Origin of the sequence: Kocuria sp. UCD-OTCP, from assembly GCF_000349605.1 — a bacterium.
GTDB classification, from domain to species: domain Bacteria; phylum Actinomycetota; class Actinomycetes; order Actinomycetales; family Micrococcaceae; genus Kocuria; species Kocuria rosea.
On record NZ_AOSQ01000017.1, the window covers coordinates 18682 to 35356 of the forward strand.

At 74.3% G+C, this 16675-nt stretch carries 18 protein-coding genes and 1 pseudogene; 5 read left to right on the forward strand and 14 right to left on the reverse strand.

Going from position 1 to position 16675, the window contains the following annotated elements; genetic code table 11:
- Window positions 1–129 precede the first annotated feature (129 nt).
- The 3 genes and pseudogenes from H488_RS25025 to H488_RS36520 all read left to right on the forward strand — a co-directional run.
- Window positions 130–1098, forward strand: coding sequence for a quinone oxidoreductase family protein (locus H488_RS25025; protein ID WP_031282703.1), 969 nt, complete (start codon window positions 130–132; stop codon window positions 1096–1098).
- On the forward strand, window positions 1095–2462 hold the full coding sequence (locus H488_RS25030) for a M1 family metallopeptidase (RefSeq protein ID WP_126346404.1): 1368 nt from the start codon (window positions 1095–1097) through the stop codon (window positions 2460–2462). Before H488_RS25025 ends, H488_RS25030 begins: the two co-directional genes overlap by 4 nt.
- Before the next feature lie 43 nt (window positions 2463–2505).
- Window positions 2506–2592, forward strand: a pseudogene (locus H488_RS36520) (transcriptional regulator NrdR); the annotation flags it as partial.
- Window positions 2593–3383: 791 nt separating this feature from the next.
- Here H488_RS36520 and pheT read toward each other — a convergent pair.
- Complete coding sequence (gene pheT, locus H488_RS25040; protein WP_031282706.1) at window positions 3384–5936, reverse strand: phenylalanine--tRNA ligase subunit beta; 2553 nt, start codon at window positions 5934–5936, stop codon at window positions 3384–3386.
- Window positions 5937–5939: 3 nt separating this feature from the next.
- Complete coding sequence (gene pheS / locus H488_RS25045) at window positions 5940–7010, reverse strand: phenylalanine--tRNA ligase subunit alpha (RefSeq protein ID WP_017832886.1); 1071 nt, start codon at window positions 7008–7010, stop codon at window positions 5940–5942.
- Window positions 7011–7314: 304 nt separating this feature from the next.
- Between pheS and H488_RS25050 the strand changes: the two genes are divergently transcribed.
- Window positions 7315–7743 carry a DUF4157 domain-containing protein gene (locus tag H488_RS25050; protein ID WP_031282707.1) on the forward strand — a complete coding sequence of 143 codons (429 nt, stop codon included), beginning with the start codon at window positions 7315–7317 and terminating at the stop codon, window positions 7741–7743.
- A 44-nt stretch (window positions 7744–7787) separates the two neighbouring features.
- On the opposite strand, the gene H488_RS25055 is transcribed toward H488_RS25050, so the two are convergent.
- From H488_RS25055 to H488_RS25080, 6 genes are all read right to left on the reverse strand, one after another.
- The gene (locus H488_RS25055) at window positions 7788–8240 is read right to left on the reverse strand and encodes a (deoxy)nucleoside triphosphate pyrophosphohydrolase (protein ID WP_237740428.1); all 453 of its coding nucleotides are present in this window, start codon (window positions 8238–8240) and stop codon (window positions 7788–7790) included.
- A gap of 4 nt (window positions 8241–8244) precedes the next feature.
- The gene (locus tag H488_RS25060; protein WP_017832889.1) at window positions 8245–9159 is read right to left on the reverse strand and encodes a TrmH family RNA methyltransferase; all 915 of its coding nucleotides are present in this window, start codon (window positions 9157–9159) and stop codon (window positions 8245–8247) included.
- A gap of 14 nt (window positions 9160–9173) precedes the next feature.
- On the reverse strand, window positions 9174–9563 hold the full coding sequence (gene rplT / locus H488_RS25065; protein ID WP_031282709.1) for a 50S ribosomal protein L20: 390 nt from the start codon (window positions 9561–9563) through the stop codon (window positions 9174–9176).
- A gap of 94 nt (window positions 9564–9657) precedes the next feature.
- The gene (gene rpmI, locus H488_RS25070; RefSeq protein ID WP_017832891.1) at window positions 9658–9852 is read right to left on the reverse strand and encodes a 50S ribosomal protein L35; all 195 of its coding nucleotides are present in this window, start codon (window positions 9850–9852) and stop codon (window positions 9658–9660) included.
- Window positions 9853–10008: 156 nt separating this feature from the next.
- On the reverse strand, window positions 10009–10962 hold the full coding sequence (gene infC / locus H488_RS25075) for a translation initiation factor IF-3 (RefSeq protein WP_051063737.1): 954 nt from the start codon (window positions 10960–10962) through the stop codon (window positions 10009–10011).
- A 337-nt stretch (window positions 10963–11299) separates the two neighbouring features.
- Complete coding sequence (locus H488_RS25080; RefSeq protein WP_017832893.1) at window positions 11300–11596, reverse strand: DUF503 domain-containing protein; 297 nt, start codon at window positions 11594–11596, stop codon at window positions 11300–11302.
- Window positions 11597–11701: 105 nt separating this feature from the next.
- Here H488_RS25080 and H488_RS25085 point away from each other — a divergent pair, with 105 nt between their 5' ends.
- Window positions 11702–12112, forward strand: a complete 411-nt coding sequence (locus tag H488_RS25085) for a DUF1844 domain-containing protein (protein WP_017832894.1) — start codon at window positions 11702–11704, stop codon at window positions 12110–12112.
- A gap of 44 nt (window positions 12113–12156) precedes the next feature.
- Here the strand turns inward: H488_RS25085 and H488_RS25090 are convergent, their stop codons facing one another.
- From H488_RS25090 to H488_RS25110, 6 genes are all read right to left on the reverse strand, one after another.
- Entirely contained in the window at window positions 12157–13011 is an 855-nt protein-coding gene (locus tag H488_RS25090; protein ID WP_017832895.1) for an SseB family protein, read from the reverse strand.
- A complete protein-coding gene (gene priA, locus H488_RS25095; protein ID WP_017832896.1) occupies window positions 13008–13760 on the reverse strand; it encodes a bifunctional 1-(5-phosphoribosyl)-5-((5-phosphoribosylamino)methylideneamino)imidazole-4-carboxamide isomerase/phosphoribosylanthranilate isomerase PriA in 753 nt (250 codons plus the stop codon). The genes H488_RS25090 and priA overlap by 4 nt, the downstream gene beginning before the upstream one ends.
- 60 nt (window positions 13761–13820) lie before the next feature.
- Window positions 13821–13982, reverse strand: coding sequence for a hypothetical protein (locus H488_RS37405; RefSeq protein ID WP_017832897.1), 162 nt, complete (start codon window positions 13980–13982; stop codon window positions 13821–13823).
- The gene (hisH, locus tag H488_RS25100) at window positions 13979–14746 is read right to left on the reverse strand and encodes an imidazole glycerol phosphate synthase subunit HisH (RefSeq protein ID WP_017832898.1); all 768 of its coding nucleotides are present in this window, start codon (window positions 14744–14746) and stop codon (window positions 13979–13981) included. Before hisH ends, H488_RS37405 begins: the two co-directional genes overlap by 4 nt.
- Window positions 14743–15372, reverse strand: coding sequence for an imidazoleglycerol-phosphate dehydratase HisB (gene hisB, locus H488_RS25105; RefSeq protein ID WP_017832899.1), 630 nt, complete (start codon window positions 15370–15372; stop codon window positions 14743–14745). The genes hisH and hisB overlap by 4 nt, the downstream gene beginning before the upstream one ends.
- A 144-nt stretch (window positions 15373–15516) precedes the next feature.
- On the reverse strand, window positions 15517–16620 hold the full coding sequence (locus H488_RS25110; RefSeq protein WP_017832900.1) for a histidinol-phosphate transaminase: 1104 nt from the start codon (window positions 16618–16620) through the stop codon (window positions 15517–15519).
- Window positions 16621–16675 lie beyond the last annotated feature (55 nt).

A 16675-nucleotide genomic window follows, 5' to 3' on the forward strand; every position in this document is an offset into this window, starting at 1 on the left:
TACGGAGGCTTTCCCGTGCCCCCTCTTGTGCACACGCTACCCCTGGGCGACCCCTGCGGGGAGGGCGCGGCGGGACTCCGTGCCTACCATGGCAGGGTTCCCGTCCGCGATCTCCAGGAGGTACCCGTCATGGTCCGTTGCGTCATGGTCGAGCGAGCCGGAGGCCCCGAGGTCCTGACCCTCGGCGAGCGTCCGGACCTCGAACCCGGCCCGCATCAGCTGCTCGTCGAGACCCGCGCGGCGGGGGTGAACTTCATCGAGGTGTACCAGCGCGAGGGCGTCTATCCCGTGGAGCACCCCTTCACCCCGGGCTCCGAGGGCATGGGCGTGGTGACGGGCGTGGGCTCCGAGGTGCGCCACTTCGCCCTGGGCGACCGGATCACCACCTCGCAGGCGTCCCGGACCTACGCCGACGCCTTCCTCGTGGACGCCGACAAGGCCCTGCGCGTGCCCTCCGGCGTGTCCGACGAGGTCGCCGCGGCCGTCCCGCTGCAGGGTCTCACCGCGCACTACCTGGTCCGCTCGACGTACCCGGTCCAGGAGGGCGACGTCGCCGTCGTCACCGCGGGCGCGGGCGGGGTCGGAGGTCTCGCCGTGCAGCTGCTGAAGTCGCTCGGGGCCACGGTGGTCGCCCTGGTGGGCACGCAGGCCAAGGCGGAGACCGCGCGCTCCCTGGGGGCCGACTTCGCCCTGGTGGGCTACGAGGGCTTCGCCGAGCACGTCCGGGAGGTCACCGGCGGCCGCGGCGCCGACGTCGTCTACGACTCGGTGGGCAAGGACACCTTCGACGAGTCGCTCCGGGCGCTGCGCCGGCGCGGGATGCTGGTGCTCTTCGGCGGCTCCTCCGGCCAGGTGCCCCCGCTCGACCCGCAGCGGCTCGCCCAGCACGGCTCCCTGTTCCTCACCCGCCCCACCCTCAACGACTACCTGCTCGACGAGAAGGAGCGCAACTGGCGCGCGGGCGAGCTGTTCGACGCGGTGCTCGACGGGTCGCTGACCCTCCGCGTCGCCGAGACGTTCCCGCTCGACCGGGCACGGCAGGCCCACGAGCTGCTCCAGTCCCGCGCCGCCCAGGGCAAGCTGCTGCTGGTCCCGTGAGCGCCGCACCGATGCACCGCTTCCTCGGCGCCGACGGCGCACGGGACCCCTACACGCCGTTCGTGGGGTGCTGCGCGGCCACCGTGGAGCACTACGACCTGGACCTCGACTACGACGTCGAGGACAACGGCCTCGAGGCGCGCGCCATCCTGTCCTGCCGCGCGCTGCACGACACGGACCGGATCGAGCTGGACCTCACCGAGCTCGCCGTGACCGACGTCAGGTTCGGCACCGGCGGACTCGGCGGTCTGCTCGGCGGCCGCCGCGTCCGCGCCGACCACCGCGGGAGCCGCCTCGTGCTGACCCTGCCGCGCGTCGTCGCCGCCGGGGAGGCGTTCACGCTCACCGTGGCCTACGAGGGGTACCCCGAGTCCCTGGACGGGCCCTGGGGCGAGATCGGCTGGGCCGAGCTCGACGACGGCGTGCTCGTCGCCGGGCAGCCCACCGGTTCGTCCACCTGGTTCCCGTGCGTGGACCACCCCTCCCACAAGGCCACCTACCGGGTCGCCGTGCACGCGGACGCCGACTACGAGGTGGTGGTCCACGGCGAGCTGGAGTCCGTGGTGGAGCGCGACGGCGAGCGCCACTGGGTGTACACGTCCCGGGTGCCGCTGCCGCCCTACCTGGCCACCGTGCAGATCGGCCCGTACGAGCGGCACGAGCTCTCGGGCTCGCGCGTCCCCCAGTACCTGGTGTGCTCCAGGAAGCGGCGCAAGAAGGCGGAGAAGACCTTCGCGGAGCAGGGCCGGATGATCGAGGTGTTCAACGACTGGTTCGGCCCCTACCCCTTCCCGAGCTACACCGTGGTGGTCGTCGACGAGTCGCTGGAGGACCCGTTCGAGTGCTACGCGTGCTCCGTGTTCGGCAAGAACCAGCTGGGCACGGACTGGGAGGAGCAGCGGCTCGTGGCGCACGAGCTGGCCCACCAGTGGTTCGGCAACAGCCTGGTCCTCTCCGCGTGGCAGGACATCTGGCTCAACGAGGGGTTCGCGTCCTACGCGGAGTGGATCTGGTCCGAGGCCTCCGGCGACCGGCCGGCCCGCTGGCACGCGGAGAAGGCCCACCGGACCCTGTCCAAGATGCGCCAGGACCTCGTCATCGGGGACCCCGGGCAGGTGCGGCTCTTCGACGACGTGGTGTACGTCCGGGGCGCCCTCACCGTCCACGCGATCCGGGAGACCGTGGGCGAGGACGCCTTCCGCACGCTGCTGCGCGGCTGGGCCACCGCCAACCGGGACGGGTGGGTGAGCACGGCGGGCTTCCGGGAGCACCTGCGGGGCTTCGTGCCCCGGGACCGGTGGGCGGAGGTCGACGGCCTGCTCGACACGTGGCTGCTCCGCCGGGAGCTGCCCGCCCTGCCCTGACCCGCGCCGGCCCCCCGGCACCGACGGGAACGGGCCCCCGCNCGACCTCGCGATGCTCGCCCAGGAGGTCGAGGAGACGATCCGGGCGCTGGGCGCCGCGGAGATCGAGGCGCACGAGGTGGGGCTCGCGAAAATGGCTTCGAAAAAGACCCCGCCCCCGGCCGCGGCGAGACCGGCGAGCAGCAGCAGGGCCGCCTGGACGCGCTGCCACGCGATGGTGCCCGCGGTGACGCCGTCCCCGAACTCGCCCGCCTCGGCGGTCTCGACCACCTGGAGGGTGCCGTCCTCGACGGCGAGCAGCGCGTCGGCCTCCTGGTGGAAGTCGTCCTCGCCGGAGCCCGTCTGCGTGCCGCGGAAGACGATCTCCTCCCCCGCCTCCGGGACGCGCGGGTCGGCGAGGCCCGAGTCGAAGGGCTGCTCGGTGACCGCCTCGTCCGCGGGCAGCACCCCGCGGTAGATGGGGTTCCAGGTCTTGGTCTGCAGATCGTTGGTGAGGTCCTGGTACTGCCCGGAGATCACCCACGACCGGTCCGCGTAGCCGGCCAGCCTGCGGGAGTCGTCCCAGGCGAGGGCCGCGCTCACCGCGAGGACCAGGCCCAGGAGCAGCCCCAGCAGGCCCACGGCCGTCGGCTTCCAGGCGATCGACCGGCGGGCGCGCCCGTCCTGCACGTCCTGCTCGTCGTCGAAGGCGAAGAACGGCTCCTGGCGGTCGGTGGTCTCCTCGGTCATGCTGCGCTCCTGGAACGGGGTCGGGGAAGGGGGGGTCGGTCGCGAACGCCGGGGTCGCGGCCGGGGACCCGGTGCCACAGTACCGAAGTCGACGGCGCACTCCCTGGCGTTCGCGAGTGTTACCGCCCGGGCGGGGCGGGGACGACGGACGGCCCGCTCCCCGGAGGGGGCGGGCCGTCCGGGCGGGACCGCTCAGCCGCGGAGCACGGCGCCGTGGCGCTCGGCGGCGACGGCGACGGCCGCCTCGCGGGCGGCGGAGGCCTCGTCCGCGGTCAGCGTGCGGTCCGGGGCCCGGAAGCGCAGCGCGAAGGCGACCGACTTCCGGCCCTCCTCGATGCCGGGTCCCTGGTAGACGTCGAAGACGCGGACGTCCTCAAGCAGCTCCCCGGCGCCCTCCTCGAGCGCGGCCCGCAGCTCGGCGGCCGGCACGGAAGCGTCCACCACGAGCGCGACGTCCTGCGTGGCGGCCGGGTAGCCGGAGATCGGGCGCGCCTGGACGACCCCGGACTCGGCCGCGGTGAGCGAGCTGAGGTTCAGCTCCATCGCCACGGTCCGCTCGGGGAGGTCCTGCGCGGCGACGAGCTGCGGGTGCAGCTCGCCCGCGTAGCCCAGCGGGGTGCCGTCGGCGGTGGCGAGCACCGCGGTGCGGCCCGGGTGGAACGCCTGGTGGGTGCCCTGGCGGACGGTCAGCTCGACCCCCAGCACCTCGGCGGCCAGCCGGGCGGCGTCGAGGGCGTCCTGCCAGTCGAACGCGCGCGGCGCGGTCCACGGCCCCTCGGCCGCGTCCTTGCCGGCGAGGACCGCGGCGAGGTGGCGCGGCTGGGCGGGCAGGCCGGCCTCGAGCTCCTCGAGCACCGCCGGGTCCGGGCGCGCCCCCAGCGGCGGGATGCTCGCGCTGCCGAGCTGCTCACCGGGGCGGAAGACACGCCCGACCTCGTAGAGCGCCAGGTCGCGGAAGCCGCGGGAGGTGTTGCGCCGCAGCACCTCGAGCAGGCCCGGGAGCAGGGACACGCGCAGCATCCCCTGGGCCTCGCTGATCGGGTTGGCCAGCTTCACCGACGGCACGGGCACCCCGGGCTCGGGGGCACCCCACAGCTCGTTGTCCGCCTGCGCGACGAACGGGTAGGCGAGCACCTCGGTCAGCCCGGCGGCCGCGAGCGCGTCGGCCACCCGCTTGCGGGCCTGTTGCTCAGCGGTCAGGCCGCGCCCGGGGGGCGCCACGGGCAGCCGCGAGGGGATCGCGTCGTAGCCCACGAGGCGGGCGATCTCCTCGACCAGGTCCTCCTTCTCGACCAGGTCGGGCCGCCACGACGGGGGCACGACGCGCCATCCGTCGTCGGTGGCCTCGACCTGCGCGCCGAGCTCGGTGAGGGTCGCGACGACCTGCTCCGCCGTGTACTCCACGCCCGTGCGGCGGCTCGGGTGGTCCCAGGGCAGCTCGATGGGCGCGGGGGCGGTGGTGGCGTCCACGTCGGTGACCCCGGGCCCGGCCGTGCCGCCGGCCAGCTCCACGAGCAGCTCCACGGCGCGCTGGGCGGCCACCGGGGCGATCTGCGGGTCCACGCCGCGCTCGAAGCGCTTGGACGCCTCGGAGGGCAGCCGGTGCCGGCGGGTGGTGCGGGCGATCGAGACCTCGTCGAAGCGGGCCGCCTCCACGAGGACGTCGACGGTGGCGTCCGAGACCTCGGTGGCCGCCCCGCCCATGACCCCGGCCAGGCCGATGGGCCCGGACCCGTCGGTGATGAGCAGGTCCTCGGGGTCCAGGGTGCGCCGCTTGCCGTCCAGGGTGGTCAGGGTCTCGCCCGGCGCCGCCCGGCGGACCCCGATGCCGCCGGTCAGCGTCCCGAGGTCGTAGAAGTGCAGCGGCTGGCCGAGCTCGAGCATCACGTAGTTGGAGACGTCCACCGGCAGGGAGATCGAGCGGATCCCCGCCAGGCGCAGCCGCGCCGACATCCACGGGGGTGTGGGGGCGCTCGCGTCGATGCCGGTCACCGTGCGGGCGACGAAGCGGGTGCACCCGGGGTTGCCGTGGATCGGGGCGTCGTCCTCGACGGCCACGGGGAAGCCGTCCGCGGTGGGGGCGGGCACCCGGGGCGCCACGGTCCCGGTCGGGTCGGTGAAGGGCTCGTGCACGGCGTGGCAGTACTCGCGGGCCACGCCGCGGATCGAGAACGCGTAGCCGCGGTCCGGGGTCACGTTGATCTCGGCGGCCTCGTCGTGGAGGCCGAGCAGCTCGAGGGCGTCCGTGCCGAGCTCCGGGTCCAGGCCGAGGGTCGAGAGCACCAGGATGCCGTCGTGGTCCTCGCCGATGCCGAGCTCCCGGACGGAGGCGATCATCCCGGCGGAGGTGTGGCCGTAGGTCCTGCGCGCCGAGATCCTGAAGTCCCCGGGCAGGACGGCGCCGGGCAGGGTCACGACGACCTTGTCCCCGACCTCGAAGTTGTGGGCCCCGCAGATCACGCCCTGCACGCCGGAGGGGTCGATGCCCTCGCCGGTCAGGGTCTGCTCCTGGCCCTCGGGGACCACGCGGACGGTGCACCAGTTGACGGTCTTGCCGTTGGAGTGGGTCTCCGGCTCCTTGGACAGCACCTGGCCGACCACGACCGGGCCCTTCAGGTGGTCCGCGGGACGGTGCACGTCCTCCTCCTCGAGGCCCACCGTCACCAGGGCGGCCAGGACGTCCTCGGCGGTCGCGTCCGCCGGGACGGGGGCATGCTCGCGCAGCCATGACAAAGGAACTCGCATGTCTTAGATCTCCATCCCGAAGTGCTCGCTGAAGCGGACGTCGCCCTCGACCATGTCGCGCATGTCGGGGACGTTGTTGCGGAACATCAGGGTCCGCTCGATGCCCATGCCGAACGCGAAGCCCGAGTACACCTCGGGGTCGATGCCGGCCGCGCGCAGCACGTTCGGGTGGACCATGCCGCAGCCGCCCCACTCGATCCACTGCGGCCCGCCCTTGGCGTTCGGGTGCCACACGTCCAGCTCGGCGGACGGCTCGGTGAAGGGGAAGTAGTTGGGCCGCAGCCGGATCTTCGCCTCCGGGCCGAACATCTGCCGGGCGAAGTGCTCGAGCGTGCCCTTGAGGTCGGCCATCGACAGCCCCTTGTCCACGGCCAGACCCTCGACCTGGTGGAAGACCGGGGTGTGCGTGGCGTCGAGCTCGTCGGTGCGGTAGGTGCGCCCCGGGACGACGACGTAGACCGGCAGCTCGCGGCTGAGCAGCGTGCGCATCTGCACCGGCGAGGTGTGCGTGCGCAGCACGAGGTGCGCCTCGGGCGGGTCCACGAAGAAGGTGTCCTGCAGCTCCCGGGCGGGGTGGTCGGGCTTGAAGTTGAGGGAGTCGAAGTTGTACCACTCGGACTCGACCTCGGGGCCGTCGGCGACCTCCCAGCCCATGGCCACGAACGTCTCGCCGACGCGCTCCATGAGGTGGGTCAGCGGGTGCCGCCCGCCCAGGCGCCGGCGCCGGCCGGCGGCGGTGACGTCCACGGCCTCCTCGACGAGGATCCGGGCGTCCCGCTCCTCCTCCAGCACCGTGGTGCGGGCGGCGACCGCCTGGTTGACGCGGCCGCGGGCCTGGCCGACCAGCTTGCCGGCCGCGGACTTCTGCGACTTGTCCAGGGAACCGATCTGCCGGTTGGCCAGCGCCAGCGGGGAGCGGTCCCCCGCGTGGGCGAGCCGGACCTCCTTGAGCTCGTCGAGGTCCTGGGCGTTTCCGACGGCGGCCAGGGCCGCCTCCACGGCCGCGGCGACCGCGGCCTCGTCGGTCGGGTCGACCGCGCCGCTCGGGGCGGTCTCGGGTGGCAGTTCAGACATCAGCTGGCGACTTCTTCGGCTCGGGGACGGGGTCGTCCGCGCACGCCGTCCCACGGTCCGTGGGACATGGAGCACGGGAAAGCCCGGATCGGCACGGATCGCGGGCGTGTTCCAGTCTATGGCACGGGCCGCAGGGTCCGCCCACCGCTTCTCCGGCACGTCGACGACCCGGTGGTACCGGAGCGCGGCGCGGTCCGGCGCGGAGGAGTGCCGGCGCTGCCCCGCTGCTTCCGTGCCCGGGTGATCGCAGGCGTGGCGATCGTCGGCCCGGACGGGGTGCGCCGAGCGGATCTAGGCTGGTGCCATGACACCCGAACCGAGCCGGGCGGCGCGCCTGCGGCAGGTGTGGAACATGGCGAACCTGTCCACCCCGCTGGGGCTGCTGGTCGCCGCGGCCTCCCGGACGAAGCTGGTCCGCGGCCCGGAGGGGCTGATCCTGGGCTTCGGCTACCGGCCCCGGCTGCCCCGGGCCGGGGCGTTCACCGTGGGCAACGTGGTCCTGTTCCGCGCCGGGATCGACGACGTCGCGGCCCGCCCCCGGCTCGTGGCCCACGAGTCCCGCCACGCGACCCAGTGGGCGCAGTGGCTGGGCCTGCCCTTCCTGCCGGCCTACCTCCTGGCCGCGGGGTGGTCGGTGCTGCGCTGCGGGCACCCGGCGCACCGCAACCCCTTCGAGATCGGGGCCGGTCTCGCCGACGGCGGCTACGCCCCCGCCCCCCGCCACCACGGCTGACCGGCGCGCCGCCACCTGACCCGCTCCGGCCGGCACGGACCGGGTCAGCCCCGCAGGTGGTCCAGCAGGGCGTGCACGATCGGCAGGTCGGCCGGGATCCAGGGGAGCTCGAGCGCGGCGGCGGGGTCGGCGAGCGGGAGCCACCGCACGGCCAGGTGGTCCTCCCCCAGCACGGGCCGGGGGTCGCCGCCGGCGGCCACGGCCGTCCAGACCCGCATCGCCGCGGTGTCCTTGAGCGGCCAGCCCTGGGCGTGCGGTCCGCGCACCTCCGCGAGCAGCCGGACGTCCACGCCGAGCTCCTCGGCGCACTCCCGCACCAGGGCCTGCTCGCAGCTCTCGTCCGGCTCCTGTTTGCCGCCGGGGAACTCCCACAGGCCCCGCAGGGCCTCGGGGTAGGCCCGCTGCGCGGCGAGGAAGGCCGTGGGGCGGCGGGCGTCGTCGAGGAGGGCGGCGCCGACCACCTGGGTGCGGTACGCGGCGGGCAACGGAGCGGTCACGGGCTCAGTGCCCGTCCCCGGCGCCGGGGCGCCGCTGGGCCCGGGCCGAGGCGTAGAGGCACACGGTGGCGGCGGTGCCGACGTTGAGGGACTCCGCCCGGCCGTGCACCGGCACGGCGACGCGGTGGTCGGCCAGCGCCTTCTCCTCCTCCGACAGTCCCCGGGCCTCGTTGCCGAAGAGCCACACGGTGGGGCGCGCCAGGTCGTAGGGGGTGTCGACCCCGTCCGCGCCGGCGGCCCGGGCGGCGGAGGCGTCCTGGAGGCGGTCGAGGTCGACGTCCCCGTGGCCGTCGGCGGCCAGCACGCCGCACCCGGCGGCGCGGGCGGCCCCGAGCAGCGCGGGCAGGTCGGCGCCCACGACGACGGGCAGGTGGAAGAGGGAGCCGGCGGTCGAGCGCACGGTCTTGGGGTTGTAGACGTCCACGCTGCCGGCGGTGAGCACCACCGCGTCCGCGCCGGCGGCGTCCGCCGCGCGCAGCACGGTGCCGGCGTTGCCGGGGTCCTGGACCCGGGCCAGCACGGCCACGAGCCGCGGCCGGGCGGCGAGCACGGCCCCGAGGTCCGCGTCGAGGGGGCGGCACACGACGACGACGCCCTGCGGGGTCACCGCGTCGCTCATCGCGGCGAGGACCTCCCGCGTCACGAGGCGCACGAACACGGAGCGGTCCTCGGCCACGCGCTCGAGGAGCGCGGCGATGTCCGGGTGGCGGCCCAGGGCGTCCTCGGTGACGTAGACGGCGTCCACGCACGGGGACTCCGGATGCCGGGCGAGGGCCTCGCGGGCGTTCTGCGGGCCCTCGGCGAGGAACAGCCCGCGCTTGGAACGCGCGGAGCGCCCGGCCAGTCCCGCGACGTCCCTGACCCGATCGGCTCGGGGGTTGGACATCGGCTGGGCGGCCAGGCGCTCCGTGAGGTTCACTGCTCCGACTGTGCTCAGGCGGCGGCTTCGCGCGGCGCGGAGGTGTCCTCCGGCAGGGCGTTCTTCGCGATCTCGACCAGACCGGCGAACGCCTGCTGGTCGTTCACGGCCAGCTCGGCGAGCATCCGGCGGTCGACCTCCACCTCGGCGGCCTTGAGGCCCTGGATGAAGCGGTTGTAGGTCAGGCCGTTGGCGCGGGCCGCGGCGTTGATGCGCTGGATCCACAGCCGGCGGAAGTCGCCCTTGCGCTTCCGGCGGTCGTTGTAGCTGTAGACGAACGAGTGGGTGACCTGCTCCTTCGCCTTGCGGTACAGGCGCGAGCGCTGGCCGCGGTAGCCGGAGGCCTGCTCGAGGATTTCCCGGCGCTTCTTGTGGGCGTTGACCGCCCGCTTCACACGTGCCACGTGTGTACTCCTTCACTTCGGTCCCGGCCGCGCGGCCGGGAGGTCAAATCTGTGCGGGGCGGGGAGTCGGACTCCCCGGGGGATGCGGTGGGGACTACTTGCCCAGCATCTTCTTGATGACCTTGGCGTCGCCGGGGGCCACGATCTGGTCGGAGGCCAGGCGGCGGGTCAGCCGCGAGGACTTGTGCTCCAGGTAGTGGCGGCGGTTGGCCTGCTGGCGCTTCACCTTGCCGGTACCGGTGAGCTTGAAGCGCTTCTTCGCCCCGCTGTGGGTCTTCATCTTCGGCATGTGGCCGCTCTCCTTGCGTTTCTTCCGGTGGTGGCCACCGGAGGGCACGGCGACGTCCGCCGCACCTCCACGGTGCCCCTGGGCGCAACCGGGACCGGCTGCGCGCCGCGGGGCGCTGTCAGTTCTGCTCCGCTCGCGCGGAAGGTCGTGCGCCGCTCAGGCCTGGGGCCCGGGCTTGGCGCCCGGCTTGGGACCGGGCCGGGGAGCCTTCGGCGCCGCGGCCGGGGCCGTGGGCGCCGGGGCCTTCGGGGCCGGCGGCTTCGGGGCGGCCTTCGGCGCCGGGGCCTCGACGACCTCGGGCGCCTCCGCGACCTCGGGCTCCGGGGCCTCGACGGCCTCGGGCGCCTCCGGCTCGGCGACCTCGGGCTCGGGGGCGGCGGCCTGCGCCGTCTCCGGGACCTCGGGCTCCGGGGCCGGCTGCTGCACCGGTTCCTCGGCCTGCCCGGCCCGTTCGCGCAGCTCGGCCGGGAACGCGTCCCCGATCGACTGGGTCACGGGCGCCGCGGAGGACGTGTCGATCTTGTCCTTCGCCTTGCGCTCGTTCTCGGCCTTCGCCTCGTCGCGCTGCTTCTGGCGGCGCGCCTCGGCCTTGGCCTCGGCCTTGTTCTTCAGCGGGCCCACGACCATCACCATGTTGCGGCCGTCGACCCGGGGGCTCGACTCGACCGCGCCGACCTCCGCGACGTCGTTCGCGAAGCGCTCGAGCAGGCGGACGCCCATCTCGGGGCGCTGCTGCTCGCGGCCGCGGAACTGGATCATGGCCTTGACCTTGTCGCCGGCCCCGAGGAACCGCTTGGCGTGGCCGACCTTGGTCTCGTAGTCGTGGGTGTCGATCTTGAGCCGGAACCGGACCTCCTTGAGGACCGTGTTCGTCTGGTTCTTGCGCGACTCCCGGGCCTTGACCGCGGCCTCGTACTTGTACTTGCCGAAGTCCATGAGCTTGGCCACCGGCGGCTTGGCGTTGGGCGCCACCTCGACCAGATCGAGATCCGATTCGCGGGCCAGCCTCAGTGCGTCCTCGACGCGGACGATGCCGACCTGCTCGCCTGCGGGTCCGACGAGACGGACTTCGGGGACTCGGATTCTGTCATTGATACGTGGATCGCTAATGCCGTGCTCCTGATGTTCTGCGTGGTCGCCCGGAGGTTTCCGGGGACCTCATGGTTCGGTCCGGTCCGCAACGACAAAAAGCCCCCGCTGCGGTCGGCAAGCGGAGGCTCATCGGTGCGCCACCCGGGGGTGGCGCGCTGCGTGACGGAGCGGACGCGGGAACTCCCGGCCGTGCCGTCGTGCGGACGATGTCGTCGCGGACCCGGCGGCCGTGATCAGGTCGTCCGAGCGGATCGGGGACCGTGGCCGGCGCGGGTGGGAGTCTCCTCCACTTGCACACTGCCGACCAGTCTAGCCCATGGGCCGCCGGTTCGGGAAACGGCGGGCGTGCGCGCTGTCACTCGTCCTCGGTGCTGTGCAGGGCCCGGCGGGCCGAGAGCAGCTCCGTCTCCGGGCGGGCGGCGACGAAGCGCTCGACGTCGTCGAGGACCTCGACGAGGCGGGCGGCGTCGGCCGCGACCACGGCGGTGCCCACCAGGGCCCGGCGGTGGAGCTCCAGGTGGCCGACCTCGGCCGCGGTCACGGGGAACCTGCGGCGCAGCTCCGCGACGAGGGGCCGCACCACGGAGCGCTTGCCCTTGAGGGAGTGCACGTCCCCCAGGAGCACGTCGAACTCGATCCACCCGATCCACACGGCGTCCCCGCCTCCTCCCTGCCGTCCCCCGGCCTCCCCAGCAGGATAGTGCCGGCGGGGCCGGGACGGTCCGGGCGGCGGACAGCGGTGTGGCAGAGTTGGGACATGACTTCCGAGAACACCTTCCGCTTCGACGACGACGCCGCACGGTCCGGCCAGGAGATCCCGCAGGAGACGGTCAGCGCCGTCGACGAGCAGATGCGCGACATCGCGGAGGTCCCCGCCATCGAGGTCATCACGACCGCGGCCGTGCACCTCATGAGCGCCGCCGCCGTGAAGTGCGGTCTCGCCGCCGGCGAGGACGCGGAGGAGCTCAAGGACCTCGACGAGGCGCGCAAGCTCATCACCGCGCTGGCCGGCTTCGTCACCGCCGCGGCCCCGGAGATCGGCTCGCAGCACGCCGCTCCGCTGCGCGACGGCCTGCGCACCCTGCAGCTCGCGTTCCGGGAGGCCTCGCGCTACCCGGACGCCCCCGGCCAGGGACCCGGCGAGCGGTTCACGGGTCCCGTCACCTGAGGACCGTCACCCCGCGTGCCGCGGGCTGATCCGGGTTCCCCGGGTCAGCCCGCCGTCGTGAGACGCAGCTGCATCGAGTCCACGTCCTCCGCGAGGGCCGGCTCGACGCTCAGCCGGGCCTGGAAGCGGGCGACGACGTCGTCCAGCTGCGCCCGGTCGAGCCCGGCGCGCAGGGACAGCACCACGGCCAGCTCGGGGCCCGCCCCGCCGCCCCGGACGACCACCCCGTCCGCGGCGCGCACGGCCACCCCGTCGCCGGGGGCCGTCCCCACGCCGAGCACCCCGGGCAGGTCCTCGGCGCAGCGCCGCACGGCCGCCCCGACCGCCGGGCTGCGGTAGGAGGGCGTCCAGGTCCTGCCCTGGGCCAGCGCCCAGAGGGCCGGGCGGCGCACGACGAACGGGAGCTCCGTGCCCGGGTCGAGCACGAGCAGCTGGGTGCCGTCCTTGACCGCGGCCACGGCCGCCCGGCGGACGTCCGTGGCCACCGGCCGCGCCCGGTCGTGCCAGTGCGCGAGCGCCGCGGTGGACGTGAAGACCGGCAGCACCTGCCGGCCGTCCGCCGCCCGCAGGGACACGAGGGCCATGTCGGCCTCCTTGTCGGCCACCAGACCGGCCTCGGTCACGGTCGAGGCCGAGACCTCGGCCACGACGGGCACGAACACCCGGGTCCCGGCCAGCGCGGCGACCACCGCGGACTCGTCCCCCCTCCCCGCGCGCAGGTCCTCGAGGGCCTGCAGCACGGCCGGGGCGGCGGCGCCGTCGTCGTCGGGGAAGCGGTGGGTGTGGCTGGTGCCCTCCCCCAGGTCGCGCCCGGCCCAGGCCTGGCCGCCGGTGTCCTCCGTGCCGCCCGCGCCCGCGAGCTGGGCGGCGATGTGCGCCGGCAGGGGCCGCTCGGTCACCGCGCTCCCGGCCGGCCCGCCACGTCGAGGGCCTCCTCGAGGGTGAAGCGGCCCGCGTAGAGGGCCTTGCCCACGATCGCGCCCTCGACGCCGGAGGGCACCAGGGTGCGCAGGGCGGCGAGGTCCTCGAGGGAGGAGATCCCCCCGGAGGCGACCACGGGCTTGTCGGTGCGGGTCGCGACCTCCTGCAGCAGCTCCAGGTTGGGGCCCTTGAGGGTGCCGTCCTTGGTGACGTCGGTGACCACGTAGCGGGCGCAGCCGTGCTCCTCGAGGCGGTCCAGGACCTCCCAGAGGTCCCCGCCCTCCTCGGTCCAGCCGCGGGCGGCGAGCACGGTGCCCCGCACGTCGAGGCCCACCGCGATGACGTCGCCGTGCTCGGCGATGACCTTCTGCGTCCACTCGGGGTTCTCGAGGGCCGCGGTGCCCAGGTTGATCCGCGCGGGGTCCAGGGACAGCGCCCGCTCCAGCGAGGCGTCGTCGCGGATGCCGCCGGACATCTCGACCTTCAGCTCCAGCTCGGCGGCCACGCGGCGGAGGACGTCGATGTTGTCGCCGCGGCCGAAGGCGGCGTCGAGGTCCACGAGATGGATCCACTCGGCGCCGGCCTCCTGCCACGCGAGGGCGGCCTCGAGCGGGTCGCCGTAGCCGGTCTCGGAGCCGGCCTCGCCCTGGACCAGGCGCACGGCCTGGCCGTCCGCGACGTCGACGGCGGGCAGCAGCTGGAGGCGGGGGGTCTCGCTCAGGGACATGGGTTCTCTTCTCTCGGTGCTCGGGTGCGGGTGTGCGGGCGTTCGGGGTGGGCCCGGGGCTCAGCGGCCCTGGAACCAGGCGTACCAGCCGTAGCCGACGAGGGCCGCCGCGACGGCGGCCAGGAGGACGACCGTCCACAGCGGCTTGCGCTGCTGGTGGAACGAGATGGCGCCGCCGGCGACGAACGCCCCGAGCACCATGACGACGACGGCCGCGCTCACGCGGCGCCGTCCTGGCTCTCCAGGGTCGGCCGGCCGGCCAGGGTGTCCCCGCCGAGGGGGTCGCCGGCCTTGAGGTGGTCGAGGCGTCCCGTGCGAGGCAGGGTGCCGAGCCAGTTGCGCAGCAGCTGGATGCCCGCCTCGGAGGACTTCTCGGGGTGGAACTGCGTGGCGCACAGGGCCCCGTTCTCCACAGCGGCGATGAAGCGCCCGCCGTGGTCGGACCAGGTGACCTGCGGCGGCCGCATCTTCTGGATGCTCTGCGGGAAGTCCCACTCCTGCACCCCGTAGGAGTGCACGAAGTAGAAGCGCTGGTCCTCGATGCCCCGGAACAGGACGCTGCCCTCGGGCGGGTCGACCGTGTTCCAGCCCATGTGCGGGACGACGTCGGCCTTCAGCCGTTCGACGACGCCGGGCCACTCGCCCATGCCCTCGGTCTCCTGGCCGTGCTCCACCCCGGAGTCGAAGAGGACCTGCAGGCCCACGCAGATGCCCAGCACGGGCCGTCCGCCGGCGAGGCGGCGGCCGATCAGGCGCAGCGCGTCCACGGAGCGCAGGCCGTCCATGACGGCGGCGAACGCGCCGACGCCGGGGACCACGAGGCCGTCGGCGTCGAGCACCGCCTCGGGGTCGGCGCTGAGCACCACGTCCGCGCCGGCGGCCTCGAGGGCGCGCACGGCCGAGCGCACGTTGCCGGCGCCGTAGTCGAGGACCGTGACGGTGGGCCGGGCGGCGCCGTCGGTCGCGGCGGTGCCGTCGGCGCTCACAGGGCCCCCTTCGTGGACGGGATGCCGCGGACCCGGGGATCGGGCTCCACGGCCTGGCGCAGCGCGCGGGCCAGGGCCTTGAACTGGGCCTCGGCGATGTGGTGCGGGTCCCGGCCGGCCAGCAGCGTGACGTGCAGGCAGATCCCGGCGTGGTGGGCCAGGGACTCGAAGACGTGCTGGACCATGGAGCCGGTGAAGTGCCCGCCGATGAGGTGGTACTGCTGGCCCTCCGGCTCGCCGGTGTGCACCGCGTAGGGCCGGCCGGAGATGTCGACCACGGCGTTGGCCAGGGCCTCGTCCAGCGGGACGGTGGCCTCGCCGAACCGGCGGATCCCGGCCTTCTCGCCCAGCGCCTGGCGCAGGGCGTCCCCGAGGACGATCGCGGTGTCCTCGACGGTGTGGTGGACGTCGATGTGGGTGTCCCCGGTCGCCCGGATCCGCATGTCGATCAGGGAGTGCTTCGACAGCGCGGTGAGCATGTGGTCGTAGAAGGGCACCGAGGTGTCGATGTCGTTCTCGCCGGTGCCGTCGAGGTCGATCTCGACGGACACCGTGGACTCGCTCGTGCGCCGCTCCAGGGCGGCGCGGCGGGGCGCACGGGTGCCGGTGGTGGTCTGGTCGCTCATTCGGTGGGAACTCCTCGCGGGCGCGGCACGGCCGTCGGTGGGCCGCGGATGGTCCGGGCCGGGACGCACGGCGGCGCCCCGGGCCCGGTGGTGGTGGTCTGCCTCCATGCTATCCGGGTCGGGAGGACCCGGCCCCGGGGCCCCTCAGCCGGCGGAGACGATCCGCTCCATGCTGGTCAGGAACGCGGTGGTCTCCTCCTCGGTGCCGGCGGTGACGCGCAGGTGGCCGGGGATCCCGACGTCCCGCACGAGCACCCCGTCCTCGAGCAGCTCCCCCCACACGGCCCGGGAGTCCTCCATGCCGCCGAAGAACACGAAGTTGGAGTCCGACTCGGCCGGCTCCAGCCCGATCCGCTTGAGCTCGTCGACGATCCGGTCGCGCTGGACCTTGATGTCCTCCACGTTGGCCAGCAGCGACTCCGAGTGGCGCAGGGCCGCCAGGGCCGTGGCCTGGGTGACGGCGGAGAGGTGGTACGGCAGCCGGACCAGGCGCACGGCGTCGGCGACCTCCGGCGCCGCCGCGAAGTAGCCGAGGCGGGCGCCGGCGAGCGCGAACGCCTTGCTCATGGTGCGGGAGACGATCAGCCGGGGCCGGCCCTCGAGCAGCGTGAGCGCGGTGGGGGTGCCGCCGTGGGAGAACTCCGCGTACGCCTCGTCGACCACCACGACGGTGCGGAACTCCTCCCCCGCCTCGTACACGGCGGTGACCACGTCCGAGCCCAGCGCGGTGCCGGTCGGGTTGTTGGGCGAGCAGAGGAAGACCACGTCGGGGCGGTGCCGGCGCACCTGCTCGGCCGCGGACTCCGCGGACAGGCCGAAGTCCGCCGCCCGCTCCCCGGCGACGAAGCCGGTGTGCGTGCCGGAGGCCAGCAGCGGGTACATCGAGTAGGTGGGGACGAAGCTGAGCAGGGTGCGGCCCGGGCCGCCGAAGGCCTGCAGGATCTGCTGCAGGATCTCGTTGGACCCGTTGGCCGCCCACAGGTTCCCGGGCCCGAGCCCGTGGCCGAGGTACGCGGCGAGCTCCTCGCGCAGGGCGGTGAACTCGCGGTCCGGGTACCGGTTGAGGGTCCAGGCCGCCTCGGTGACCTCCCGGACGATCGCCGCGTGCACGTCCGCCGGGACCGGATGGGTGTTCTCGTTGGTGTTGAGCGCCACGGCGACGTCGAGCTGCGGGGCGCCGTACGGCGTCTTGCCGCGCAGGTCGTCGCGGAGCGGGAGGGCGTTGAGTCGGTCCAGGTTCTGCGTCACCCGGACAGTTTAGTGCTCCGCCCGGGGCGTACAGATCGGGGCGTACAGATCGGGG